Source organism: Paenibacillus sp. JQZ6Y-1 (assembly GCF_040719145.1).
GTDB lineage: Bacteria > Bacillota > Bacilli > Paenibacillales > Paenibacillaceae > Saccharibacillus > Saccharibacillus kandeliae.
On record NZ_JBFDUZ010000001.1, the window covers coordinates 356065 to 382936 of the forward strand.

Annotated in this window: 20 protein-coding genes and 1 pseudogene; 19 read left to right on the forward strand and 2 right to left on the reverse strand. The window is 47.5% G+C overall.

All coding sequences use genetic code 11. From position 1 onward, the window contains the following. Positions 1-29 precede the first annotated feature (29 nt). From ABXR35_RS01455 to ABXR35_RS01500, 10 genes and pseudogenes are all read left to right on the forward strand, one after another. A complete protein-coding gene (locus ABXR35_RS01455) occupies positions 30-674 on the forward strand; it encodes a LysM peptidoglycan-binding domain-containing protein (RefSeq protein WP_367054449.1) in 645 nt (214 codons plus the stop codon). Next, complete coding sequence (locus ABXR35_RS01460; RefSeq protein WP_367054452.1) at positions 671-1654, forward strand: XkdQ/YqbQ family protein; 984 nt, start codon at positions 671-673, stop codon at positions 1652-1654. Before ABXR35_RS01455 ends, ABXR35_RS01460 begins: the two co-directional genes overlap by 4 nt. 31 nt (positions 1655-1685) lie before the next feature. Next, the gene (locus tag ABXR35_RS01465; RefSeq protein WP_367061075.1) at positions 1686-2057 is read left to right on the forward strand and encodes a hypothetical protein; all 372 of its coding nucleotides are present in this window, start codon (positions 1686-1688) and stop codon (positions 2055-2057) included. After that, positions 2050-2508 carry a DUF2634 domain-containing protein gene (locus ABXR35_RS01470; protein ID WP_367054454.1) on the forward strand — a complete coding sequence of 153 codons (459 nt, stop codon included), beginning with the start codon at positions 2050-2052 and terminating at the stop codon, positions 2506-2508. The genes ABXR35_RS01465 and ABXR35_RS01470 overlap by 8 nt, the downstream gene beginning before the upstream one ends. 1 nt (position 2509) lies before the next feature. Continuing rightward, on the forward strand, positions 2510-3649 hold the full coding sequence (locus ABXR35_RS01475) for a baseplate J/gp47 family protein (protein ID WP_367054456.1): 1140 nt from the start codon (positions 2510-2512) through the stop codon (positions 3647-3649). Further along, positions 3642-4340 carry a YmfQ family protein gene (locus ABXR35_RS01480; protein WP_367054459.1) on the forward strand — a complete coding sequence of 233 codons (699 nt, stop codon included), beginning with the start codon at positions 3642-3644 and terminating at the stop codon, positions 4338-4340. The genes ABXR35_RS01475 and ABXR35_RS01480 overlap by 8 nt, the downstream gene beginning before the upstream one ends. Beyond that, positions 4340-5572 carry a phage tail protein gene (locus tag ABXR35_RS01485; RefSeq protein WP_367054461.1) on the forward strand — a complete coding sequence of 411 codons (1233 nt, stop codon included), beginning with the start codon at positions 4340-4342 and terminating at the stop codon, positions 5570-5572. Before ABXR35_RS01480 ends, ABXR35_RS01485 begins: the two co-directional genes overlap by 1 nt. A gap of 30 nt (positions 5573-5602) precedes the next feature. Then, a pseudogene (locus ABXR35_RS01490) lies at positions 5603-6001 on the forward strand (phage holin family protein); the annotation flags it as partial. A 754-nt stretch (positions 6002-6755) separates the two neighbouring features. Next, positions 6756-7712, forward strand: coding sequence for a glycoside hydrolase family 25 protein (locus ABXR35_RS01495; RefSeq protein ID WP_367054464.1), 957 nt, complete (start codon positions 6756-6758; stop codon positions 7710-7712). A gap of 147 nt (positions 7713-7859) precedes the next feature. After that, entirely contained in the window at positions 7860-8144 is a 285-nt protein-coding gene (locus tag ABXR35_RS01500; RefSeq protein ID WP_367054466.1) for a holin, read from the forward strand. A gap of 320 nt (positions 8145-8464) precedes the next feature. Here the strand turns inward: ABXR35_RS01500 and ABXR35_RS01505 are convergent, their stop codons facing one another. Continuing rightward, a complete protein-coding gene (locus ABXR35_RS01505; RefSeq protein ID WP_367054468.1) occupies positions 8465-10366 on the reverse strand; it encodes a 5'-nucleotidase C-terminal domain-containing protein in 1902 nt (633 codons plus the stop codon). Positions 10367-10841: 475 nt separating this feature from the next. Here ABXR35_RS01505 and ABXR35_RS01510 point away from each other — a divergent pair, with 475 nt between their 5' ends. From ABXR35_RS01510 to ABXR35_RS01530, 5 genes are all read left to right on the forward strand, one after another. Next, positions 10842-12485: an ABC transporter substrate-binding protein gene (locus tag ABXR35_RS01510; protein ID WP_367054471.1), complete on the forward strand. Its 1644-nt coding sequence runs from the start codon at positions 10842-10844 to the stop codon at positions 12483-12485. Between the two features lie 124 nt (positions 12486-12609). Beyond that, positions 12610-13614 (forward strand): ABC transporter permease, encoded by a 1005-nt coding sequence (locus tag ABXR35_RS01515; protein ID WP_367054473.1) that lies wholly within the window; start codon positions 12610-12612, stop codon positions 13612-13614. Between the two features lie 11 nt (positions 13615-13625). Beyond that, positions 13626-14522, forward strand: coding sequence for a nickel transporter permease (gene nikC, locus ABXR35_RS01520; protein WP_367054476.1), 897 nt, complete (start codon positions 13626-13628; stop codon positions 14520-14522). A 262-nt stretch (positions 14523-14784) separates the two neighbouring features. Beyond that, positions 14785-16203 (forward strand): deoxyguanosinetriphosphate triphosphohydrolase family protein, encoded by a 1419-nt coding sequence (locus ABXR35_RS01525; RefSeq protein WP_367054478.1) that lies wholly within the window; start codon positions 14785-14787, stop codon positions 16201-16203. A gap of 32 nt (positions 16204-16235) precedes the next feature. Then, positions 16236-17177, forward strand: a complete 942-nt coding sequence (locus ABXR35_RS01530; protein ID WP_367054481.1) for an MsnO8 family LLM class oxidoreductase — start codon at positions 16236-16238, stop codon at positions 17175-17177. A 606-nt stretch (positions 17178-17783) separates the two neighbouring features. Here ABXR35_RS01530 and ABXR35_RS01535 read toward each other — a convergent pair. Continuing rightward, positions 17784-18737, reverse strand: coding sequence for a D-2-hydroxyacid dehydrogenase (locus ABXR35_RS01535; protein WP_367054485.1), 954 nt, complete (start codon positions 18735-18737; stop codon positions 17784-17786). A 281-nt stretch (positions 18738-19018) separates the two neighbouring features. On the opposite strand from ABXR35_RS01535, the gene thpR reads away from it, so the two are divergent. The 4 genes from thpR to gltB all read left to right on the forward strand — a co-directional run bounded on the left by thpR (position 19019) and on the right by gltB (position 26760). Further along, on the forward strand, positions 19019-19588 hold the full coding sequence (thpR, locus tag ABXR35_RS01540; RefSeq protein ID WP_367054488.1) for an RNA 2',3'-cyclic phosphodiesterase: 570 nt from the start codon (positions 19019-19021) through the stop codon (positions 19586-19588). Between the two features lie 404 nt (positions 19589-19992). After that, positions 19993-20706 carry a cell wall hydrolase gene (locus ABXR35_RS01545; protein ID WP_367054490.1) on the forward strand — a complete coding sequence of 238 codons (714 nt, stop codon included), beginning with the start codon at positions 19993-19995 and terminating at the stop codon, positions 20704-20706. A 120-nt stretch (positions 20707-20826) separates the two neighbouring features. Beyond that, complete coding sequence (locus tag ABXR35_RS01550; protein ID WP_367054492.1) at positions 20827-21513, forward strand: metal-dependent hydrolase; 687 nt, start codon at positions 20827-20829, stop codon at positions 21511-21513. A gap of 645 nt (positions 21514-22158) precedes the next feature. Next, positions 22159-26760 (forward strand): glutamate synthase large subunit, encoded by a 4602-nt coding sequence (gene gltB, locus ABXR35_RS01555; protein WP_367054495.1) that lies wholly within the window; start codon positions 22159-22161, stop codon positions 26758-26760. Positions 26761-26872 lie beyond the last annotated feature (112 nt).

Below are 26872 nucleotides of genomic sequence, written 5' to 3' on the forward strand. Positions count from 1 at the left end.
TTTAATCCAACCAAGAAAGGAGGAACACCATGGACATTTACCTGATCGACGGGACGCGTAACTTTTTCCACTTTCCAGTCAATCCTGAGGAAATTACCATCTCCCGCTCCAAAGGCTACGAAACGATCAACATGCTGGAATACGGCGAGTTCGACTTTACACTCGGCGATAAAATCAAGGAGATCAGCTTCACTTCCTTTTTCCCAAAAGACTATGACGCGTCTTACTGCCGATACAGCACATTGCCTACCCCGCAGGCAGCGACGAACAAGCTGAACAATTTCCTTGTCTCCAAGCGCCCGGCACAGCTGGTTATCACCGGCACAGGTGTAAATGTACCAGTCTATCTGATCACCTACAACACGACATTCCGCGGCGGAGAACCGGACGATATTTCGTTTGATATTACCTTCCGCACATGGCGAGATGCTAAAGTACAGTCGAAGAAAACAACGAACAATGGCAAAACGACGACCAAATCGGGTTCGCGTACTGACCTCAAGCAAACAGGGAAAACCTATACAGTCAAATCCGGCGATTCGTTGTCCAAGATTGCCAAGCTGGAGCTAGGCGATAGCTCCAAATGGAATGACATTTACAAGCTGAATACCAAGGTGATCGGAGGCAATCCGAATGCCATTCAACCCGGACAGAAACTGGTGATGCCGTCATGAGTTACAAAGTCATCATCAAGGACAAATATGATGTGACGCAGTTGGTTGAAACGATCAGCCTGCGCGATTCGTTGGATCAAATTTCATATCAGGCGAGTGTGCGGCTGGCGTTGGACAGCAGTTCTGGATTGCCTGCGCTCACACCGGGCATGGATATTCGTATCAGCGGCATTCCATTTGGTGATAAAAACTATCATCCTTTGCTGCATCCGGCAGTCATTTGGGAAATTGAGAGCACCAATAGTGGAACGAAGCGACTGAATATGACCGTGTATGACCGTATGATTTATTTGGAGAAATCCGAAGATGAGTATTTACTGCCGAAGGACCAAACGGCAAGTCAACGTATTCGCAAGTATGCCAAGGATTGGAATATTACGCTAGGGAATATTCCAGAAACCAAAACCAAGCTAGGCAAAGCGGTATATCGCGCGCAGACGATCTTTTCGATGCTGTTTGCTGATCTAAAAGAAACCGCCAAATCCGGCGGTCCCATGTTCCATCCGCGCATGACAAGTCGCGGGCTGGAACTATTTGAGCTGGGCAGCAACAGCAAGGTACAGGAGCTGGATCGTCTCATTGATCTGACTCAGATGCGTACGCTGGAAGGTGCGGTTACCAAGGTAAAGGTTTTGGCAGCCAATGAGGCGACTAACGGCAAAGAAGTCCCATCAAAAGTGCTTGCCGTCGAAGAAAAGGATTCCGCTACGCTGGGTACGCTACAAAAGCTGATGAACGATGACCAGATCAAAACCGCAGATGCTGCCAAAAAGTACGCTAAAAATTATTTGACTGGTGTACAGCAGACATTTACTGTAACTGCACCGGATAGGAACACGATCCGTGCAGGCGATGCGGTGGTACTCAGCGGTATGACTCTAATCGTCATGAGCGTCAGTCATGATCTGGGCAATCCGGGCACGATGACGCTAGAGCTGGCAACGACGGATTACGTCAGAAGGAGGTATTATCTTGAGTAAAAAAGATCCGTATGGGCATTTTGCCGATGTGATGCGCTCCACGATGTCTAAGCATACGCAGCAGGCGGTTAGCGGTCTAGGTGCGGTGCTAGGCACGATGACGTCATCCGGGGTCAAGCTGGACGATTTCAAACATGAAATTCAGGATTACATGGTTGCCGAACTGCCGGGTATGCTGGAGCTGCCGCAGCGCATTTATACTGGCAGCACACATGAGCAGGGACAAGGAACATTTCACGGAAATGCCATGCTGAGTGATTATGCGTTTGATCCAACCGAAGTGGAAGACGCTGTGCTGTACTTGAACAAAGGGCTGAAGCCTGGCGACCGCGTTCTGGCATTGCGTGTGAACAGCGGCAATGATGTTGTGATTGTATGCAGGGTGGTGAGTGGCAATGGCTAATCTTTTCCCGAGTACCGACGATTTTATTTGGGGAGACGAGCAAAGTATTGTCGACAGCGATAGCAGTACTGTTACGTTTGGCAGAAGCTGGCGTTACGATTACGATGCTGGTGATTTTGTGATGACACCCAGCGGTCGTGTAGCTGTAGCAGATGAAAAGGAAGCATGGGTGCAATGGTGCCACAAAGCGCTGCTGACTCCGCGTTACCGGCACGTAATTTATTCTCGCGATTATGGTAGTGAGTTGGAGGAATTAATCGGCACAGGTCAAGGACGTGCACTGCTGGAGAGTGAAATCACGCGTATGGTTACCGAAGCACTGCTGGTCGATGCGCGTACTGAAGCGGTAGACCAGTTTACCTTTACTTGGTCGGAAGACCACTGCATTATGACCTGCCGCATTACAAGTGTACAGGACGATACAGAAATCTTGGAAAGCGAGGTGATCTGAATTGGCAGATTTCCCATACTATCTGGAAGAACAGACTGAAGACCAGATCATGCAGCGCATGCTAAACAAAGTGCCTTCGGATATTGATCAATCGGAAGGCTCTTTTATTTGGGATGCACAGGCGCCAGTTGCTTTTATGCTGTCTGAAGCGGCAATCTGGGCGCAGGAATTGTTGCGTAGAGGATTTGCCAGTACGGCAGCTAGTAGCGATGATAGTTATCGCTCGGAGGAGTTGGATTTGCGGGCTGCTGAGCACGGCGTAACTCGGCGTGCAGCTGTCAAGGCAGCAGGGCGCATTACGTTTACTGGCGAAGCAGGTAAATTGGTGCCTGCTGGCACAGTAGTTGCCACACAGGCGGACGATGTATCTGGCGAAGCTTCGCTGGAATATGAAACGATTGCGGCGGTTACATTGGATGCCAATGGGAAGGCAGACACCCCAGTACGTGCATTGGTAGCTGGAAAAAGCAGCAATGTGCCTGCGGGCGCGATCACCATTGTATCCACTGCTGTGAATGGTATTACTGGTGTTACCAATACGGTGGCATTAACTGGCGGTACGGATATAGAAACCGATTCGTCGCTGTTGGAACGCTTTTATGCTAAAGTGCGCAATCAGGGTACAAGCGGTAATAAGGCTCAATATATGCAATGGGCAGGTGAAATTGCTGGGGTTGGAGCAAGTCGGGTCATTCCGCTCTGGAAAGGACCGGGCACGGTGGGGATCTATTTGCTAGATGCCGACAAACGGGCTGCAAATGCAGATATTGTGAGCACTGTGCAGGCTTACATTGATCCGACGCAAGATGGACAAGGCGAAGGAGCCGCTCCTGCTGGACCGATCATTACCGTTATGGCAGCACAAGAAGTACCGATTAACATCGCCGTGCAATTGACACTGGCGAGCGATGCGTCGCTTGAACAGGTACAAACGCAGATTCAGCAAGGTGTAAGCAGTTATTTGAAACAACTCGCATTTACCGATTCGCTCGTACGGTATACACGTATCGCCGCAATCTTGCTCGATATTCCGCCGATTATCGACTACACCGGACTGACGGTGAATGGCACCAGTGATAAAAATATTGAGATTAGTGCCAATCAGGTTGCCGTGCTGGGGACGGTGACGGTCAATGGCTGATCAAACCTCAACCACTACAGGTACATCGACAGCAGCAGAGAATACGGTAAATGACACTGCATCCTCTACTCTTACGAGTGCTTCGGGTTCTAATATTGCTCAATACCTGTCCGTATGGGCAGTAGAGGACAATTCTTTTTCCAGTATAAAAGGAGCCGAACTGTTCTCCTACTTGCCCGCATATTATGAAACTTCGCGTGTCATGCGTGCCGATATGGATAGCAAAGGCACAGAAATGGATGCGTTGTATCAGGCACTGGATGAGACATTTCAGCAATTTTTTGTTCGGACGGCAACGTGGGGTATAGAGCGTTGGGAGAATGAACTGGGAATTGCAGTGGATACAACCAAACCACTAGAGCAACGTCGCGCGGTTGCTGAATCGAAGCTGCGCGGTGGCGGGAAATTTTCGGGGGCTTTAGTGAAGAATGTAGCTGAAGCTTATGATGGCGGAAAGGTTACCGTCACTTTTCAGCCGGAACGTTGGAACTTCACGATTCAGTTTGTTGATACGCATGGCATTCCGCCGAATTTGAACGATTTGAAAGCGGCGATTGAAGAGATCAAGCCAGCGCATCTGTCCGTAGAATACAAATTCAGCTATTTGCTGATCAAAGACATTCATCTGGTTCAAACACTAAGCGACATGGAATTGATCCCATTGTCCAAATTTGCAGGAGGTGCAGTATAATGGCAAGCAATACACCCAATTTGAATTTGCTGAAAAAAAATCCGGCAACGGACGGCAATGATACATTTAATATTGAAACTATGCTGAACGAGAACTGGGATAAGATCGATACGGCTATAAAACAAGTGAAGGATAAAGTAGATACGATCAATGTGCCGCCTGCCAGTACGACTCAGGCGGGGATTGTACAATTGACCAATGCGACGAACAGTACCAGTGAAACGCTTGTTCCAACGGCAAAAGCATTGAAGACAGTATCGGATGCGGCTTTGCCGAAGACTGGCGGGACTGTTTCGGGAACGCTCAGCATTAGTGATCCAAATACAACTCCTCTGATGATTCATAGCCCGGGTAGTAAACGTTGGGTGTCGCATTTGGAGACTCCAGCGAGTTCAGGAACAACTGGAGGTAGATTTCATGTATCTCCTTCTAAAAGTGTAGATGCGACAGATTGGGATTTTGATAAAGGTTTTTCAATCAACTCAGATACAGGGCGTATACGGGTGAAGAATGGTGTGGAGGGCGATTTTGTTACTTATAACCGCACATGGTTGAATGCACAAAGTGCCTTCGGAAATACTCCTTCATATACGCTTACTCTAGGTGATTCAGACACAGGATTTAACTGGAATGGAGATGGGTATTTTGACATTATCAGTAATAGCACTACAGCTGCTTATGTAAATAGCGGAAGATTTATTGTGCGTGGTGATGGCAACAATTATTACGATGTAGGCAATGAGATCCGCGATTTAAAGTCCTCTGGCGCTAATACTAAGCAAAAGTTGGTAGATGCTATTAGCGCCAAAAATGGATCCGCATCTACCAGTGAGGATTTTGACGTGCTTATTAATAGACTCAAAGATACACATCGAACTGAAACAATTTATGTGGGTGGTATTACAGGAACTGCTGGCAATTATGCTGGAGTCAACTTTACTAATGGACAAAGCAGAGATTGGGCCGTTCCTATTAGCTATAATCCAGTTTACGGAAAGCTTACTGTATTTAATGTTACGTATGGAGCCCCTTCGCAAACAAACTCCACTCGATTTAATGGAAATTATACAGATGTGTTTGCTCATACAGGAGCCCCTCTTTATTTACAACAAGCTAATAGTGATAGAGTGGAAATAAGTTTCCCATCTATTGGGGTTCTCCGAGTGACAGTATATACTACTCGATCTGGCGGAATATGGATGCAGTTTGGAAATTTAACAGTCACTTATTAATTAATCATTTACGAAAGGAGAAGGAAGGGGATGGGGGAGCCTTGGCCGCAAATCATCAAGATAGTCTCGACAGCGTTTGGCGGTGCTGCGGGCTACCTGTTTGGGGGTTGGGATGTGTTGATTAATTTATTGTTGTTGCTCGTTGTGGTGGATTGGTTGTCCGGTTTTGGAGCTGCCTGGATGAGAGGGGAGCTGAAAAGTCGAATTGGGTTCAAGGGCATCATTCGCAAGGTGACTATTTTTGTCATCGTCGCTGTCGCGCATTTTATAGATCAGGCACTGGGAAGTCTACGTTACTTCCAAGATGCAGTGATCTTTTTTTATTTGGCAAATGAACTACTATCGGTCATCGAGAATGTAGGCAAAATGGGACTACCTATGCCGGATATTTTGCGCAATGCGGTGCAGATTTTTGAATCGAAACAGACACCACCGGAAAATCCGAATCTGATCACCGAAGCACAGCCAGAAGCGGTAAAGGAAAAGATTAGTGAGAAAGCCGATGATGCCGATTTGTCATCGTCGGCGGAATCATCCAAGCATGATGCAACTTCTGGAAAAGCAGATGGATCGGCTTCATCTATACCAGACGACTCGTCGGAGCTACAGCAGCCGTCCATGAATGTACACGCTACGAATACCGATACCAATCACGACGATATGGATAATCGTTCTTCGTAAACAGGAATTAATCTTAGTATGGCGGCAGGCATAAAGCAAAGTAATAAGAGCTTTATGCCTGTTATTTTTTATTGCAAAGCACTAGATGGTACACAACAGATGGGTTTGGATGAACCGATACGTTGGGTTCAAGCTTAGAAGGAAGATTGAATAGGAATTGCACGTGGTGTATACGGACTCGCCTTTCATTGCAGCTGGTACAATAGCAATTTCAAAAAACAGTAATTCCGAAAAACAGTAATTCCAAAAAAATACTGAAACGCAGGTTGTAGATTGGCGTCGAATATTTCCTTATATAGTATAGGATGCTTTTAAACATAGTATACGTAGACAATTAATACACTGACGGGGCTTGTTTTTTCCAAGACCAAGCCGTTTGGACTCCTTATTTTGGGCAAACTGCAAGTGAGCGTTTAAAGGAATACTCACCAAGCTGACTAAAAATGGATCAACCTATTACTTAATGGATCAATTATCACTGATCTGAAAGGAGGGCAATATCATGCAATCACGAAGCAGCAGCAATTCGCAAGGAATCGATGTATCGCACTGGCAGGGCAGCATCAATTGGAGTAAGGTCAAGGCTTCCGGTAAGCAGTATGTTTTTATCAAGGCAACGGAAGGCAGCAGCTACAGAGACAATCAGTTCATCACCAATGTCAAAGGGGCGAGAGCAGCTGGATTGCTGGTCGGGGCTTATCATTTTATCAATGCGACAACGGTCACGGCAGCACGGCAGGAAGCGACCCATTTTGTGACTGCTTTAAATGAAGTGGGCGGTGTTTCTTCCTTTGATCTTCCCCCGGTGATGGATTACGAGAACAATCCCGGTAATTTGAGCAAAAGTGGAATCAATGCTGTCGCGCTTGCTTTTTTACAGGAAGTGGAGCAGCAGGGCGGACGCAAGCCAATTGTCTACACAGGGAATGCGTTTGCGCAACATTTTGATGCCAGTTTGGGTGCTTACGATCTGTGGATTGCTCGTTATAGCAATACGCGTGTGCCGGATGATTGTGCGGCATGGAAGGAATGGGATTTCTGGCAGTATACCGATTCGGGTCAGGTAGATGGCATCAGCGGTGGAGTGGATTTGAATGCTTACCGCGGCACGCTAGAGCAATTGAAAGCCCGTTATACAAAAACCAATACCGAGCAAGGAGGTAACCAACCGATGACAGCCGAAGAACAAAAAGCATTTGCTGCGCTTCAAGCAACCGTCAAGGCACAGGCAGATCGCATTGCTGCTCTGACGGACAGCCGCGATCTACTCAAAACAAGCCTTAGCAAAATCGACAGCCGCGTACAATCCGTCGAGAACAGTCATGCAATGGATGTGCCAGAGTGGGCAGAAGAAGCAGTGAAAAAAGCAGTGAGCGCCGGCATTATTCATAACCCAGATAGCGGCAGCTATGACTTTTACCGCTTACTGACAGTACTGGATCGTAAGGGACTGATTTAACTGAAAGAGCATTAAACCTGAGTGAAAGCTGAACCAAGCTCATAGGTGAATTTATGTATTCACATCATTGATCTTATAGTGCATATCGACGTAGCAATGAAAGGCTAGAGCGTAATTACTATCTTCATATAAAAGGAGCAATCATTCATGGCAAACGATCTTTTGAACAGCGTACTTGCTTTTTCTTCTACGCTGGCAGTCATTGTATTGGCATTGGTGCAATTAGTAAAAACAACGGTCAATCTCCCGAAAAACTGGATTCCACTGATTGGTACGGTGGTGGGCATTCTAATTGGTGCCGCTGCGTATCCGTTTACCGATCTGGAGCTGGTACCGCGACTATGGGCAGGCGGTCTAGCTGGGTTGTCGGCAACCGGATTGTTCGAGCTGGCATTTAATCCGAAAAATGGTACGACCAAAGAAAGCATCTGATCTGGGTTGAGCAAGCATCTAGCAAACTGTATGAAATAAGTAGAGTTGTGTTATAAGTAGAAGCAAGGCAAGTACCAGAGCAATACTACTTGCTACGCTGTACAGCTGGAAAACGAAAAGCCTGTATCCTCTCAAGAGGATACAGGCTTTTTAACGCATATACATTGGAAGTACCAATCACATAGCAAGCTGGCTTATCGTGATGGACGATAATATTTCATGCCATAACGATTCTCTACTATATACATATCGCAGTCATAGATAAATCTGCAATGACATTCCACCAACTCATTTCTCATCCCACTCTGCAATCGACCATATTATGAAGCTTTTGTTGTCTTCATAGGCAGATCCAATTTTTGACCCGGATAGATCCAATGTGGATTGTTCAGGTCATTCAGATCGCGCAGTACTTTCCATGTTGTACCATGACTTTTAGCGATGGAGTAGAGCGTATCGCCTGCTTTTACTACATACGTGTTACCATCTGCTACTGGCGGTTTAACCGGTGTAGCAGGCTTGGTTGGTGTTGGTTTCGTCGATGTTGAAGGCTTAGCCGGTGTAGTTGGTGTCGGCTTCGCAGGTGTTGTAGGTTTCGCTGGAGTTGTCGGTGTTGGTTTTGTGCTTTCTTTGTCCGGCGTTGCAGCCGTTTCAACACCTTCGGTGATGCGTTTTTCGGCAGTCAGGCTTTTCGTACCGTTGGATTGCATGTATTGGATCAGTGCTTCATCCAGTGTGCCGTACGTACCCGTTTGTTGTTTCCCTACGAACATCGTGTACTCGTCACCGCCAGCAACCATAAAGTCGTTGGTTGCTACATTGTACGTTTTGTTCAGATCCAGCGGTTTGCCGCCTACAGTAATCGTGTGAACACGGCTACCTGCCGGTTTGGAAGGATCGATTTTGTACGTAATACCGGATACATGGGAGAACGCACCTTTAGCAGTTGGATAATCGGTTGCACCGTTTTCCAGAGCAGCTTTGATGTCCGCGCCAGTCACTTGAATCGAAATGACGAGGTTACCGAATGGCAGCACCGTTACGATTTCGCCTTTGGTGACAGGACCTGCGTCGATGGAAGCACGGATACCACCGCCGTTTGTGATCGCAGCATCTGCACCGGAAACGGAACGCATGGCATCGGTGATCAGATCGCCGAGATTCGTTTCACCAGCACGCACCTTCTCGCGTGCACCATCCAGCAGTACAGACGATTGAGCAACTACTTCATTCAGAATAGGCTCCTGTGAAGCCTTGATGGAATCGATCAGGCTAGCAACTTCGGCATTCGGTGTCACGCCTTCCGCTTGCTTCTCATCAATCGTGTAGGCTTCTTTTTTCGTTACATCGCCTTTATCTACCCACAGATCGACTACGCCAAGATGCTCACCATATTCGCCAGTGCTAGCGATCAGGGTACCATTCTCAGTTTGACCGTTTTGCAGCAGGGTATGGCTGTGACCGTCGATGAATACGTCGATGCCTGGAACGGCTTTGACGATATCAATACTTGTCTGTTCAGTCGATTGATCCATACCGATATGACCAAGGGCAACAATCACATCCACCTTACCTTGCAACTCGGCTACCATTTTGCGTGCAGCTTCTGTTGGATCGGTGAACTCTACATTTTTGACATTGTTTGGATTGGTTTTGTACGCCGTTTCCGGTGTTTCCAGTCCGAAGATACCGATTTTCACACCGTCCACTTCACGAATGATATACGGCTCAAATGGTGCTTTACCGGTATCCTTTTGAATAATATTGGACGAAATTACTGGGAAGTTCGCCATTTTAGCAAGTTCGAGCAGACGCTCGTAGCCATAGTCGAATTCATGGTTACCCGGCTCCATGACCGCATAACCCATTTTGTTCATCACTTGAATGATGCTTTCGCCGCGTACCAGTGTAGCAAATGATGTACCGTGAACTGCATCGCCGTCATCCAGCAACAACGTATTCGGATTCGCTGTACGATACAGATCGGCTAGTCCAGCGATTTTGGCAAGACCCATGGATGGTGATTCTTCCACAGCATGGGCATGCACGTCGTTCGTATGTAAGAGAGTGATATGGGTGCCTGTACCGGCATCCTGCTTCATTTGCTGCTGAATTCCTTCTACCGTCAGAGTAGCCGGTGCAGCTGCGCCTGCGAAGCTAGCAGCATTTAAGGTCATGAATGCTGACATAGCCAATGCGAAAATCGTTTTTCCTTTGAACATATAAATTGTATTCCTCCCCTTTTGCATAATTCTTATTCATTTTATCAGTTTTCTATTAAAAGTGTTACTACATTTATTGCGTAAGTATGTAAAAAAGTTAATTTTAATGATAATATATGTAAATTATTTTATAGTGATTATTTCCTTAGTTGTGTATGATCTATCTTAAAAAAGAATAGAAATAAGATTGATAACGGTATCAATTACGCATTTTCGACTAAATTTGAGTCGGATTGCTAAAAAAATCGAATGTGTGTCGAAAAATATCACCACATGTTATATATAAAAATAAATTAGGATTATTATGTAAAACTTATTGCCAAAACAAGGTACATAATGTAAATTGAATTCATCCTGTGGTCAATTTCGGCAATTTCGACATGGATCACTGTATACATATACATAGAGACAATGAAATCATGTATACCGTGTCGAATTGACCTCCATCTTGTCATTCAGAAGGGAGCAATGGTTTGTGAAAAAAAGTTGGGCGCTTGTACTTACACTGGTTTTATCGTTCGTATTGATTCTGGCAGGTTGTAGCGGCGGAGGGAATGGTTCTTCGAGTGAACCGGCAGCTTCGGACAGCGGCACTGAAACCGCTTCCTCTGGAGGTACGCTGATCGTCGGTCGCGGCGGGGATTCAGCTGCACTTGATCCGGCGATTGTAACCGATGGCGAATCACTGAAAATCGCTCAGCAAGTGTTCGATCCATTGCTGGCTTATAAAACAGGTACAACCGAGGTGGAACCTGCACTGGCGGAGAGCTGGGAAATCTCCGACGATGCACTGACATACACCTTTAAATTACGTCAGGGTGTCAAATTCCATGACGGTACTGATTTCAACGCAGCCGCCGTGGTATTCAACTTTGACCGCTGGAGTGATCCAAAAAGTAAATACAAATTTGAAGGCGATTCATTCGATTATTATGATTCCATGTTTGGACCGGAAGACGCTCGTGTGATCAAAAGCGTTACCGCCAAAGATGATTATACCGTCGAGTTTCAATTGAACAACCCGCAGGCGCCATTCCTGCAAAACCTCGCCATGCCAGCATTCTCGATTGCGAGCCCGGCAGCAGTTGAAAAAGAAGGCGCAAACTTCAAGTCCAATCCAGTTGGTACAGGACCATTCGTTTTCAAAGAATGGAAACGCAGCGATTCGATCACATTGGAGAAAAATAAAGAGTACTGGCAGGAAGGTTTGCCGAAAATGGATCAGCTGATCATTCGCTCCATTCCTGACAATACGGCTCGCTTCAATGCACTGCAAAACGGCGAGATTGATATGATGGAAGACCTCAGCCCGGACGATCTGGCAACACTGGAAAGCAATCCAGAGTTGCAAAAGTTCAACCGTCCACCATTTAACGTAGCCTACCTAGGCTTCAACGTTACCAAAGAACCGTTCAACAATCCGAAAGTGCGCGTAGCCCTGAACCATGCGGTGGACAAAAAAGGCATTATTGATGCGTTCTTTGCCGGTCAGGCAGAAGCAGCGGTCAACCCGATTCCACCAACATTGTGGGGATACAATTCCAATATCAAAGATTATGACTACGATCTGACCAAAGCCAAGCAATTGCTTGCTGAAGCTGGGTATCCAAACGGAATCGACAAGGAACTGACCTTCTACGCGATGCCAGTATCCCGTCCATACATGCCAGACGGACGCAAAGTAGCAGAGGTTATTCAAGCAAGCTTTGCTCAAATCGGTGTAAAAGTAAGCATCCAATCTCCAGAGTGGGCAACGTATCTGGATGATCTGAGCAAAGGTCAAAAGGATGATCTGTTCATCATCGGCTGGACCGGTGATAACGGTGACCCAGATAACTTCTTCTACCCATTGCTCGACAAAGATTCTATTGGCGGCAACAACTATAGCCAATATGACAGCGAACCGCTGCACAAGCTGCTCGTTCAAGCACAGCGCGAAACCGATCAGGATGCGCGCGCCAAGCTGTACGAACAGGCTCAGGTGATTGTCAAAGAAGATGCACCGTGGGTACCATTGGTACACTCCACGCCATTGCTGGCAGCGAATGCCAAGCTGAAAGGCTACACTCCATCTCCAACAGGCTCCGAGCCATACACGGAGATTTATCTGGAACAATAATACGGCTGTATCCAGCTGTATGAAGTAAGCAATCACGGAATTTCACAGCGAAAGAGACATGCTGCCATCTGCGCAGTCATGTCCTTTCACTGTCCCAATGAATGTATGGCAGGTGATCAACGAAGTGGGTTCCTACATTATTAAACGTCTGCTGGTCTTAATTCCGGTATTGCTCGGCATGACTATTATCGTCTTTTCCATCATTCATGCGATTCCTGGCGATCCGGCGGAAACGATTCTTGGAGAAAAAGCGACAGAGCAATCCAAACAAGCGCTGCGTGAGCAGCTCGGACTGGATCGTCCGCTGTTGGAGCAGTATTTTTCCTATCTGGGGGAATTGGTAACCGGCGATCTTGGCAATTCCATCCGTACACGCGCACCGATCAGTGAAGAGATTGGGCCGTATCTAGCGGCGACAGTCGAGCTGACGGTAGCGAGTATGCTGTTTGCGATTGTGATCGGTGTCAATGCCGGTATTGTTAGCGCATGGAAGCATAATTCGTGGTTTGACTACATTTGTATGTTGATTGCCTTGGTTGGCGTATCGATGCCGATCTTCTGGCTTGGTCTGATGGAGCAATGGATTTTTGCCAACAAGCTGCATTGGCTCCCGTCGATTGGACGGATGAATCAGCGTGATCCAATGGACGCGATTACAGGATTTTATGTATTGGATGCGATCATTTCTGGACAATGGAGTCAGCTGTGGACGGTGATCAAGCATCTGATCTTGCCATCCGTAGCACTCGGTACGATTCCGATGGCTGTGATTGCTCGGATGACGCGCTCCAGTATGCTGGAAGTAATGCAATCGGATTATATCCGTACCGCTAAAGCCAAAGGTATTTCGCAATTTCTCGTTATTTACAAACATGGGCTGAAAAATGCCTTTATTCCGGTGCTAACGGTGATCGGGATTCAGACAGGCGCGCTGCTTGGCGGTGCGGTTCTGACTGAAACGATCTTTGCCTGGCCGGGTGTTGGTCGCTATATTTATGAAGCGATCAGCAACCGTGACTATCCGGTGATCCAGTCCGGCATATTGATCATTGCCGTTATGTTCGTACTTATCAATCTGCTGGTGGATCTGCTGTATGCCGTGTTTGATCCGCGTATCCAGTACAAGTAAGAGGTGATTACATGACACAGGCTTCACTGGGTACAGGATCGGATGCACCGATCAAGGAGATCAAATCAGGACCGTGGCGCGACGGTATTCGGTTGTTTATGCGCAACAAGACCGCTGTGTTCGGACTGATGATTGTATTATTGTTTGTCGTGCTAGCGATATTAGCACCGCTCATTACCCGCTATGAATATACCACGCAGGTGCTGGCAGATCGCTTGCAGGCACCGTCGGCACAGCATTGGTTTGGTACCGATGATCTGGGACGTGACATTTTTACTCGTACTATTTATGGGGCACGTCTCTCACTCTGGGTCGGCTTGCTGTCTGTCATTGGTTCGATTATCGTCGGAACAGCGCTCGGTATTTTGGCTGGCTTTTATGGTAAATGGGTGGATATGATCATCTCGCGATTTTTTGATATTTTGCTGGCGTTTCCGGGCATTTTGCTGGCGATTGCGATTGTCGCTGTGCTCGGACCGTCACTGCAAAATGCGCTGTATGCGATTGCCATCGTTAATATTCCGACCTATGGGCGACTGGTGCGTTCACGCGTCCTATCACTACGACAGGAAGAGTTTATTACGGCGGCACGCGCCATCGGCGTACCGGATACACGCATTCTGTTTCGTCACATTTTGCCAAACAGTATAACACCGATTATCGTTCAAGGAACGCTGGGGATTGCGACGGCGATTATCGAAGCAGCAGGGCTTGGATTTCTCGGTCTGGGTGCACAGCCGCCAGAACCAGAATGGGGCAAAATGCTGTCAGATTCACGTCAGTTTATCCAGACCGCGCCGTGGACAGTCATTTTCCCGGGATTATGTATTTTGCTTACCTCGCTCGGCTTCAATCTGATGGGCGATGGATTGCGTGATACCTTTGATCCTAAGCTCAAAAATCGGTAAGAGTATCCCGCTGTCATGGCAATGTATACGTCTTTAACAAGGTCCGGGCCGAAGGGTCCGGATTTTTTTCTTCCTATATATAGGTGTAAAATTAGAGCCGTGTATATTGTGAATTTCAAAGGGCTTCAAACCGCTGTAAAGCACGTATCCATTTTCGGCAAAATCAACGATTTGTGGATTGATCTTTTCGGATGCTCGAAAAATGTGTATAATCACTCCAACTGTGAACGTTACAGAAAGCATAAGTACAGGAGAACAAGATATGGACAAATTTGCAAAACTCAAACATATGCGTGAGCATCGACAGTATGCTGAAGATAAACATGAAGCTTCTCGTGAAGCGTATGAACGTGACTATTCGCGTTTGATTCACTCACCGACCTTTCGCCGATTGCAGGGTAAGTCGCAGGTATTCGGTGCGGGAACTGGCGACTATTATCGTACCCGTCTGACCCACTCCCTAGAGGTGGCGCAGATTGCACGTCAGGCAGCGAAAAGTCTGCTCACCCGTTATCCAGAAATTCAGGAGCATCAGGCGGACAATCCGGGTCTGATTATTCACCCAGAGGTGGTAGAATGCGCCTCCATTGCGCATGACTTCGGTCATCCGCCATTTGGACATAAGGGGGAAGAGGTGCTTGCTGGTATTCTAGATGACTGGATCGCCAGCAAGACGAAAGAAGCGCTGCGTGGACGTTCAGCAACAGAGGAAGAATACGAGCGTGTGCATCGCGAAATGCGCGAGAAATATGAGCATTTTGAAGGCAATGCTCATAATTTCCGACTGATCATGTTTTTGGAAAAGCGTGAAAATCTAGATGGTCTGAATCTATGCGATGCCGTGCTGCTTGGCATTAACAAATATCCGTATTCTGGTATGGATAACAAAAAGGGATTGTATGAGCGCGAATGGCAGTACATCCGCGAGATTCGCCAGCAATGGGGCATTCCTGATCGCAAAACCACCTTGGAAGCGCAATTGATGGATTTATGCGATGATATTGCTTATTCTGCTCATGATCTAGAGGATGGCATCAAGGCAGGCAAGATTGAAGTACATGAGCATTTTATGAAAGACCCGCATATTCATAAATTAATTATTGAGAAAATTATGACGCTGGAAGACTGGTTCTGGCAGGGCTGCAAATCGGACGAAATCTCGGTGAAGGTCGATCAGGTGCTGACCGACTACCTGCACGTCTGGCGTGAAAAGCTTCCTACCTGCGGTATGGACTATTCGCGTACTCGGCGTGAAGTCAAAGCATACTGGGTAAATCATTTTGTAAGTCAGCTTGGCGTCATCGACGATGATAGCTGGAAAAAGATTACCTTTGTACAGGAAGGCTACGAAAACGCCGATATGCTGCGTACCGTCAGTGTATTGAAAAGCTTCGCTTGGGTAACGATGATTCGTGATTTGCGGGTACAGCGTCTGCAAAAACGCAGCGAGTGGATTATCCGTCGTTTATGGAAAGCTTTTATCGATCAGGAAACGTCGATGGCGATTATGCCGTCCGACTGGTTGCAACGGTTTGAGCACGATCAAGCTAGCGACCATCCGGTATGGACATGGGAGCGCATGATTATTGATTATATCGCTGGTATGACGGATGCGTTTGCCGAGAAAATTTATAATGAGTTGTACGGATTGAAAGTCGGCTCTATCTATGATGTAGACTGAGCCGCTGGGTGAAGCACGAAAGGAGAGACATCATGACAGAACAACAAACTTCCATCCCGCTAGGCATATTGGATATGTCTCCCGTGCTGGAACAGGTATCCGTGGAAGAAGCCTTAGAACGTTCCGTGCAGCTGGCGATTATGGCAGAACAGCATGGTTATGATCGTTTCTGGTTATCCGAGCATCATGATATGGCGGCTTTGGCTTGCACCGCACCCGAAGTGCTAATTGCCCATATCGGTGTGCGCACATCTAGTATTCGGCTCGGTTCGGGAGCAGTGCTGCTGCCACATTATAGCCCAATGAAGGTGGCGGAAACATTTCGTATGCTATCGGCACTGTATCCGGGGCGGATCGATCTAGGTATCGGGCGCGCACCGGGCGGTTCGGCACATGCGGCAATCGCGCTCAGTGGCAATTATTTGGCACATGTGGCGGAGATGCCGCAGCTGGTTCGTGATGTGCGTAGTTTGTTACAGGACCAACATCAGGTGGAGGGCAGTACAGTACATGCTCGTCCGCAGTCAGCATTCCAGCCACAGCTTTGGCTGCTTGGTACGAATCGTAAAAGTGCTGGACTGGCTGCCGCGCATGGTGCAGGCTATGTATTTGGTCATTTTATGAGCAGCAGTGATGGGCAGTCAGCGATTCAGCATTATCGGGAGCAATTTCAGCCAGCGGCTGATGGAGAGCAAGCGCGTGTCATTTTGGCGATTAAGGTTATCGCTGCGGATACGAATGTACGTGCAGAAGGACTCTATACGAAATGGAAACAGTCGCCTGCTGGTCTGGCAGCAACAGGGGAAGAGATGCCAGAACCGATGATCGGTACACCTGCAACGCTACGACAACAGTTTCAAGAGATATTGGTGCAGTATCAAGCGGATGAGCTGATGCTAATCTGCCCGCTGGATCAATATGACGAGCGAATGTATGTATATGAAACGGCTATAGCAGCAGTGAAGGGCTTCTAACAGCAGTCAAAGACTTTTAGCAGCGGATGCGATAGAGAGGTCTACACGATCTGAAAAGCTGGAAATTTTAGATGTAGCGATTGCTTCCTCTTTTATATTCATCAGAGTAAGCGTTGGACTCCATTTGTCCAGAATAGAAGATGCAAACGATGATTGTTTAGCTATTCATTCAGCATTATATTTATACAGCTGTCTGAATGAATGCACAACATTATAATGAAGAAACAGGCAGCAACCGGATGACATAAACCGGTTGCTGTTTTTAGAGTCAAGCTACTGTTGACTTAGAATCGTTGCCAATGAGCACAAGCGATCCAGCATATTTTGATAGCATATACTCTATTCAAATTATAGAGATACCTCTAGAATGTATGCCAAAATAAATGAACCAAAATGAGCCTGTGGTTACGTTGCATAATCCGCAGAAATATGCAAACCATACATCAGTCTAGATCATTCGATGCTATTCAAACCATATAGCAGCAAAAAGACTCGCTTCTCCATAAGAGAAACGAGCCTTAGACAAAAAGAAGCATCAGTAACGCTTCCATTACATACAGTTATCGCCATTTTATCCATTTCAACTTTTTATTGAGACAAGGATGATCAATACCCGTGCTTATAATCAACCAGATTGAGTGGCAAGGACTGCCCTTTGTGATACGCATTCAGATTCGCAAGGAAAATATCCAGCACTCGATCCGTATAGTGTTCATTGCTGCCAGCAATATGCGGAGTGATAATCACCTGCTCCAATTGCCACAGCGGATGATCTTCCGGCAATGGCTCTGGATCAAACACGTCCAGCCCAGCACCGGCGATGATTCCTTCCTGTAGAGCGGCAGTCAGATCATCCGTATTTACCGTTGGACCGCGTCCTACATTGATAAAGACGGCGCTATTTTTCATTCGCTCAAATGTTTTACGATTGAACAATCCGCGCGTATCCTCAGTGAGTGGCAAAATATTAACCACAAAGTCTGCATTTGCAATCGCGTCATCAAGATGTTCCATATCGTACATCATATCAAATTCATCCAACGGTTCACCAGAACGGCGGATACCGATCGTCTTCATGCCAAAGGCGCGCGCGAGATTGGAAGTGCCTTTACCGATATTGCCTGCACCAGCGATGGCGATTGTTTTGCCATGCAGCTCGCTAAACGTACCGCTTTCGTCCCATTGATTGCGACTTTGATTACGGATGGCAATATGCAGGTTGCGGGCAAAGGAGAGCATATACGCAAAAATGTGCTCCGAGATCGGAATGGTATGCACACCGTTGGCACTGGTCAATAGCACCTGTTTGCGCTCCAGTTCATCCAGCGGCATTTTATCGACGCCAGCAGACCATACCTGCACCCATTTTACCGGGCAATCCTCAGATAGGATAAAATCCTGAAATTTGCGCGACCAGCCAACAATGATTTCTGCATCCGACAGATCCTGCATCGATGCTTCCTTGACCGGAATCGCTACAATCTCATCATGAGGAGCGGCTTCGCGAAGCTTGTGCTGCTGCTGTTCATTCAGTTTTTGCAAAAAAACGATTTTGGACATGTGTAAAACCTCCTCCTCGTGCATTCAAAAACGGATTGTTGTTCAGGATTGATCATAACAAATTTCAGAAGACGAGGCGAATGAGTCGTGATGGAAAGTGCATGAATGCGTACAACATTTCATCAGGCTAGAGGAAATAAGGGGAACGAGTTAGAGCTTTGTTGCTGCTTTGCACTCTTTGTAAGATTAGTGTATACTATTGGCATTCATGAAGAACGTGTGTTCGGTTATATTTGGAATGAATGAACATAGGTTACTTTCAAGCGAAAGGAGTGTTTGTGGTGACTGAACGTGGGCAGGAGCGTGTATTTGCAGCTATTGCTTTGACAGGGGAAACGCAGCGTATGCTGGCGGAATGGAGCCGGGAGATGCAGACACGGATTCCTTTTCGCAAATGGACATGGCATGAGGATTTGCATATTACTTTGCAATTTTTTGGGGATGTAGATATTGCACAATTGCCGCAGCTGCATGAAGCGCTGGCAACGGCGGGCAAGCAGATCAAGCCCTTTACTTTGAAGCTGGGTATGCCGGATCTATTTGGAGTGCCGGAGCGTCCGCGAGTATGGTGGATTCAACCAGAAGGAGAATTGGAGCAACTCAACATATTGCAGCAGCGGGTACAGCAGGAATGCGAGCCGCTCGGCTTTAAGCCAGAGCAGCGCCCGTATGCACCGCATATTACGATAGCTCGCAAATATGCCGGTTCTCATCCGTTTATACCGCCATCGACAGACTCATTTCCACCTTCTAGCGAATGGATCGTGGAGGAAATGGTGCTGTATCATACGCGGCTGGGACAGCTTCCGATGTATGAACAGGCAATGAGATTTCCATTGGGTAGAAGCTGACTATGCCCAAAAAACGCTTTTTGTCAATTTGACAAAAGCATGTTAACTATAATAATATACTTGCTGCTGCAAAAAGGCGGCAATTTGATTGGGTGAAATACAATGACAGCATAGCGAGTGCTGCTGCTTTGGGCAGGTATCCGTAGATCGGATATTCAAATTAACGTTGGTACTTTTTCCGAAGCGCGGATGGACTTCGGACGGCGTTGTCATTCGTTGATGATTCAAAATTTGGATGTTGGTGTATTCAAATGAAAGGTCACACGATTACATAAGAGCCAGAGGTATGCCAACAATACTGGAGGAAAAAAATGGAGTTTATTAGACGCAATCAGTGGATTACGCCTCTTCTGGGCGTGCTTTTTATATTTATCATGTCCCTCCCATTTTGGATGGACCATAAAATGAGTATAGGACAACAATCGTTTACCGAGCTGCCGTCGTGGGGTGCGCAGCCGCACGGTTCTGTTTCTTATGCGCAAAAGGACAGGAGTAGTACCGGTTCTGCCTCTTTTATGGCATGGAACCAAACTCACACCAAAAAGCTGATTCAACAGGGCAAAGCAGAAACAGCCGCCGCTCAAGCGAAGCAGGCAAACAGCATCAAGGCGAACACCGCAGCAGCCAAAGTGAAAGCATCGGCAGCCGTGGCGAGTTCGTCCATTCAGCATTCCACCCCCACCCAATTATACTTTACTCGGACAAAGCTGCTTCCCCAGGATCACAAAGCCCAAGCGACCTGGACCTACGCATTGTCGGATAAAGAACGGCTGATGCTTGAACGCATCGTTATGGCAGAAGCCGAAGGCGAACCGTACAAAGGCAAAGTGGCAGTTGCCAATGTTGTCTTAAACCGGCTACGGTCCGCAAATTTCCCCGATACCATCAAAGATGTATTGTACCAAAAATATCAGTTTTCTCCGGTAGGCAACGGCCGTTTTGATCGTGTGAAGCCGAATGCTGATTCCATTAAGGCTGTACGTGAAGCATTACAGGGCCGCAAGGAAGTGCCGGACAATACGTATTATTTTGTGTCGCTTTCGCTGGCGACTGATTTTGCGATTCCAAATTCACGCACGGTCGTAACGAAGATCGGGCATCATACCTTTTTTAAATAACACTTCGGAATGGATACGCCGTTTGATGTACTTGCTGAACGAGGCAAAGTTACAAATTTGTTTATTTTGGTGATAAAATAAACGGTGGGTAATCAATTACATTTCGGAGGTGCTTCATCGATGAAAATTACGTACTATGGTCAATCCTGTTTGCTTGTAGAAGAAGGCGGCAAAACGGTTATTATTGATCCGTTCCTGTCCGGCAACCCGCAGGTGAATGTGGATGTAAAAGATATCAAAGTGGATGCAGTCATTCTGACTCATGGCCACGGCGACCACTTCGGTGACACTGTAGAGATTGCACAGAACAACAACTGTCCGGTGATTGCAGTCGTAGAACTAGCACAATACGCCGGTGCCAAGGGCGCAGCAGAAACCGTTGGTATGAATCTGGGCGGCTCCAAACAATTCGACGGCTTCAAAGTGAAATATACGCTGGCATTCCATTCCTCTTCTAACGAGTTGGATGGACAGAATGTATATCTCGGCGAGCCAGCAGGCATTTTGCTTACGATGGGCGGCAAAACGCTGTACCATGCCGGAGACACGGCTCTGTTTGGCGATATGAAGCTGATTGGTGAGATGAACAGCATTGATGTGGCTGCATTGCCGATCGGCGATTTCTTCACTATGGGCCCTGAGGATGCGCTGTATGCCGCAGAATGGGTTCAAGCGAAGCATGTACTACCGGTGCACTATAACACGTTCCCGCCGATTGAGCAGGACGGTGACGCTTTTGTAGCTGAACTGCAAAAGAAAGGCATCGAGGGCAGCGCATTGAAAGTCGGAGAAAGCATCGAAATCTAAGTTCTGCGTCTATCAAAGGTCAGTCGACATACAGTGATTGGTCTGTAAATAAAGAGATTAAAACAAACCGGTATTTCCTTGAGGGAGATGCCGGTTTTTGTTGTTTACGACAGAGTGAATATGCGATCTTGTCTTCTTTTCCGTCTGTTATGCACAAATGAACGCATTCATTTGGTATAATGAAGGGGTCAGAATGAACATGAAAAAGAGAAGATGATTGAATTTAATATACGTTTAAATGTATAATCATACAATTATATTCGATGCGTTACGTTATCACACTAATGCTTTGACGCAAAATAATAATTTATCGCATATATAAAAAGTTTGAATTGCCATCATGTCAGCTCAGTGTTAAAATGTATAAAACCAACGAAGGTTACAACAATATCACATCGCTGAATAAGTGACTTGAACTCGTACGAAATGGATATTTATTCTTCGTGCACCTCTTCAGAACTTATATTCAATGTAGGCTGCTTCCATAATCACTCTCTGTACAATATGTACAAATATTGTAGGGGATACTGTATGGAATGAGCAGCCTGTTTTGTATACCCTACCCTTAATAGCAATTGTTCTTCGTCCGGCCATCCTCTGGCTCGTCTCTTGACCATTCACTTCATAATAGAAAGGTTGCGTATTATGAACATTACAGGTTTGCCTCCAAAGCAGGGTCTATATGATCCGCAGTTTGAAAAAGATGCCTGCGGTATGGGATTTACCGCGCATATCAAAGGAATTCCAAGTCACCAGATCGTAGGTCAGGCGCTGACAATGCTCGAAAATATGGAGCATCGTGGCGGCCAAGGCAGTGAACCGAACTCGGGTGACGGTGCAGGAATCATGGTCCAGATTCCGCACCGCTTTTTTGTCCGTGAAGCATCTAAGGGTGGTTTTGAGCTGCCCGCTAAAGGTCAATATGGTGTGGCGATGGTGTTCCTGTCCCGCGACGAGGAGCTGCGCACACGTCATGAGGACGTGCTGAAAGAGATCATCGAGCAGGAGGGACAAGTGTTCCTTGGAGCGCGTACCGTGCCAACGGATGACAGCACACTGGGCAAAACTGCCAAAGCAGCAAAGCCAGTCGTTCGTCAATTTTTTATCGGTCGTAGCGAGGAACTGCGCGATCAGGATGAGCTTGCTTTTGAACGCAAGCTGTACGTGATTCGTAGACTGGCGGAGCGTCGTATTCGTTATGCGGAAGCTGAAGGCGGAGAAACGTTCTACGTGCCAAGTCTGTCCTGTCGCAAAGTCGTGTACAAAGGCATGCTGACAACGATTCAGGTCGGCGAGTTTTATCTGGATTTGCGTGATGAAGAATTTGAGTCGGCGATTGCGCTGGTGCATTCCCGTTTCAGTACGAACACGTTCCCAAGCTGGGATCGCGCTCACCCGTATCGTTTCATGATTCATAATGGGGAAATCAATACGATGCGCGGTAATGTGAACTGGATGCATGCTCGTCAATCACTGTTTGAGAGCGATGTATTCGGCAATGATCTGGATAAGATTCGTCCGGTCATTAACCCGGATGGCTCGGATACAGCGATGTTTGATAATACGCTGGAGTTTCTGTATTTGAATGGACGTTCCTTGCCACACGTGGCGATGATGATGGTACCAGAACCGTGGAGCAACCACGATACGATGGACGAGAAGAAAAAGGCGTTTTATCAGTATCATAGTTGTCTGATGGAGCCATGGGATGGACCAGCGGCAATGGCGTTTACGGACGGCATTCAGATCGGTGCAATTTTGGACCGTAACGGATTGCGTCCTGCGCGTTATTATGTAACCAAAGATGATCGGATTATTTTATCTTCTGAAGTGGGCGTACTCGATATTGCCCCAGAAAACATTCTCTATAAAGACCGTCTGCGTCCGGGTCGGATGCTGCTGATCGATACGCAGGAAGGTCGTATCGTTGCTGATGAAGAGATCAAGGAGCAGATTGCTTCAGAGCATCCATATGCCGAGTGGCTGGAAGAGCATCTGGTTAATCTAGAAGATGTACCGGAAGCACCAGAAGCGATTCAGCCGGATCACGATAATGTACAGCAATTGCAGCTTGCGTTTGGCTATACGTATGAAGAGCTGCGCAAAGTCATTGAGCCAATGGCATCGACAGGTGCGGAAGCACTCGCTTCGATGGGCTACGATGCTCCACTGGCAGTGCTGTCAGATCGTCCACAGCGTCTGTACAGTTATTTTAAACAGCTGTTCGCTCAGGTAACCAATCCGCCGATCGATGCGATTCGCGAGGAGATTGTAACCTCGACAGCGACCTCACTTGGACCAGAGCGCAATCTGCTTGATCCGCAGCCGGAGAGCTGTCGTCAGATCATTCTGAATTCGCCGATTCTGTCCAATGAAGAATTTGCCAAAGTACGCCATGTACGCCGTCCAGGCTTCAAGGCGATGACCATTCCAATCTTCTTTGAAGCGGAAAAAGGAGCCGAAGGCTTGCGTGCCGCACTGGTAAATCTGTGTGAAGCCGCAGATCGTGTCATTGCCAAAGGTCATAATTTCCTGATCTTGTCCGACCGTGGAATGGATAAGGAAAATGCAGCCATTCCGGCACTACTTGCCGTTGCCTGTCTGCATCACCATTTGATTCGCCAAGGTACACGTACTCGTGTCAGCCTGCTGCTGGAATCCGGTGAACCGCGTGATATTCACCAGTTCGCTGTATTGCTCGGCTATGGTATCAGTGCAGTCAATCCGTATCTGGCGTTTGAAACGATGCAGGATATGATCAAGCAAGGCATGCTGCGTGGTATCTCACACGAGAAAGCAGTCAAAAATTATATCAAAGCCGTTACCAAAGGCGTTGTCAAAATTCTGTCCAAAATGGGCATCTCCACTATTCAGTCGTATCGCGGCGCTCAAATCTTTGAAGCGGTTGGTCTGAAGCAGGAGTTTATTGATCAGTACTTTACGTGGACACCGTCCCGTATCGGCGGAATCGGTCTGGAAGAAGTTACAGCGGAGACGCTGGTGCAGCATTACCGCGCCTTTACCGACAAGGATGGTAACGACCGCATTCTGGATGCAGGCGGCGATTATCAGTGGCGTAATGATGGGGAAGATCATTTGTTTAATCCACAAACGATCCACCTGCTGCAACATTCCGTTCGTACCGGTGATTACAAATTGTACAAAAAATACGCAGCGCTTGTTGAAGGGGAGAATGAGAAGCATCTTACCTTACGCTCGCTGCTCAAACTAAAACCGAATGGTGAGCCGATTCCGCTGGAAGAGGTAGAACCAATCGAATCCATCATGAAACGCTTCAAAACAGGCGCCATGTCCTTCGGTTCGATCAGTAAAGAAGCGCACGAAAGTCTCGCGATTGCGATGAACCGCATCGGCGGTAAAAGCAACAGCGGTGAGGGCGGCGAAGATCCGGCACGCTTTATACCGGATGCAAACGGCGATTCCCGTCGCAGTGCGATCAAGCAGGTTGCTTCTGGTCGTTTCGGCGTAACATCCAACTATCTGGTGAATGCCGATGAAATCCAGATCAAAATGGCTCAAGGTGCTAAACCGGGTGAAGGCGGACAGCTTCCAGGTCGTAAAGTATATCCGTGGGTTGCGGAAGTGCGTCACTCGACGCCAGGCGTCGGTCTGATCTCGCCACCACCTCACCATGATATTTACTCCATCGAGGATTTGGCAGAATTGATCTACGATCTGAAAAATGCCAATCGTCGCGCTCGCATCAATGTGAAACTCGTATCCGAAGTGGGGGTCGGTACGATTGCTGCCGGTGTTGCCAAAGGACGTGCCGATGTGATCCTCGTTAGCGGTTATGACGGTGGTACCGGTGCATCGCCACAAGGTTCGATCCGTCACGCTGGTCTGCCATGGGAATTAGGTCTAGCAGAGACACAGCAGACGCTGATCATGAACAATCTGCGTGACCGTGTCGTGCTGGAAACAGACGGCAAAATGCTGAGCGGACGCGACCTTGCGGTAGCGGCACTGCTTGGTGCGGAAGAATATGGATTCTCCACTGCACCGCTTGTTGCAGTTGGCTGTATTATGATGCGTGTCTGCCAAATGGATACCTGCCCAGTCGGCGTAGCGACACAGAACCCGGAATTGCGTAAAAACTTTACCGGTGATCCGCAACATGTCGTCAACTTTATGAAATTCGTTGCACAGGATCTGCGTGAGATCATGGCAGAGCTGGGCTTCCGTACCGTGCAAGAGATGATCGGTCGTCTGGATCGTCTGGATGCGTCGCAAGCAGATGCACATTGGAAGAAAAAAGGTCTGGATCTGTCCGTACTGCTACATGAGCCGCAAATGCCGGAAGGTAGCGAACGCTTCAACGTGCAACAGCAGAATCATCTGCTGGAAGAGACGCTGGATCTGCGCGAGCTGCTGCCACTTGCTGCGAATGCACTGGAAACAGGCGAGCCGGTTCAAGCTGAATTGTCGATCTGTAACGTGGATCGTGCGGTCGGTACGATTCTGGGTAGTGAAGTGACGATGAAATACGGCGCTGCTGGTCTACCGGATGATACGATCTCCTTTACATTCAAAGGTTCAGCAGGACAAAGCTTGGGTGCGTTTCTTCCGAAAGGTATTACCTTACGCGTCGAAGGCGACTCCAACGACTATGTTGGTAAAGGTCTGTCTGGCGGTAAAATTATCGTGAAACCAGACGCGGCAGCTACCTTTGCTGCTGAGGATAATATCATTATCGGAAACACGGCATTGTACGGCGCAACGAGTGGTGAAGCGTATATCAACGGTATTGCCGGTGAGCGCTTCGCGGTTCGGAACTCCGGTGCCAAAGTCGTTGTGGAAGGCGTGGGTGACCACGGCTGTGAATATATGACCGGCGGACGTGTCATTGTCCTCGGTTCGACCGGACGTAACTTTGCAGCTGGTATGTCTGGCGGTATCGCATATGTGCTAGATCCAAGTCATGACTTTGTCGGTCGCTGTAACTTGGAAATGGTACTGCTGGAAGACATCGAGGATGCGGACGAGTTGGCTGAGGTTCGTTCCTTGATCGAGCAGCATGTGCGTCACACAGGCAGTGAAGCAGGGAAACGCGTACTCGAAGATTGGGAACATCAATCCAAGGATTTTGTTCGGATCATCCCGAAAGACTACAAACGGATGCTGGAACAAATCCGCAAAGTTCACGAAAAAGGTCTGACAGGCGAAGCAGCACTGCTCGCAGCCTTTGAAGCCAATATGCGTGAACTGGCACGTTCCGGTGCGTAGTCTATTCAGTGCTCTGACGCTGCTGCTGGCTATGTTTGATTTCTTCGAATAAACCTGTAGCGAAAGTGTTACAAAATCACATAAAGAACTGTCTATCAGTAAGCAACTGGTG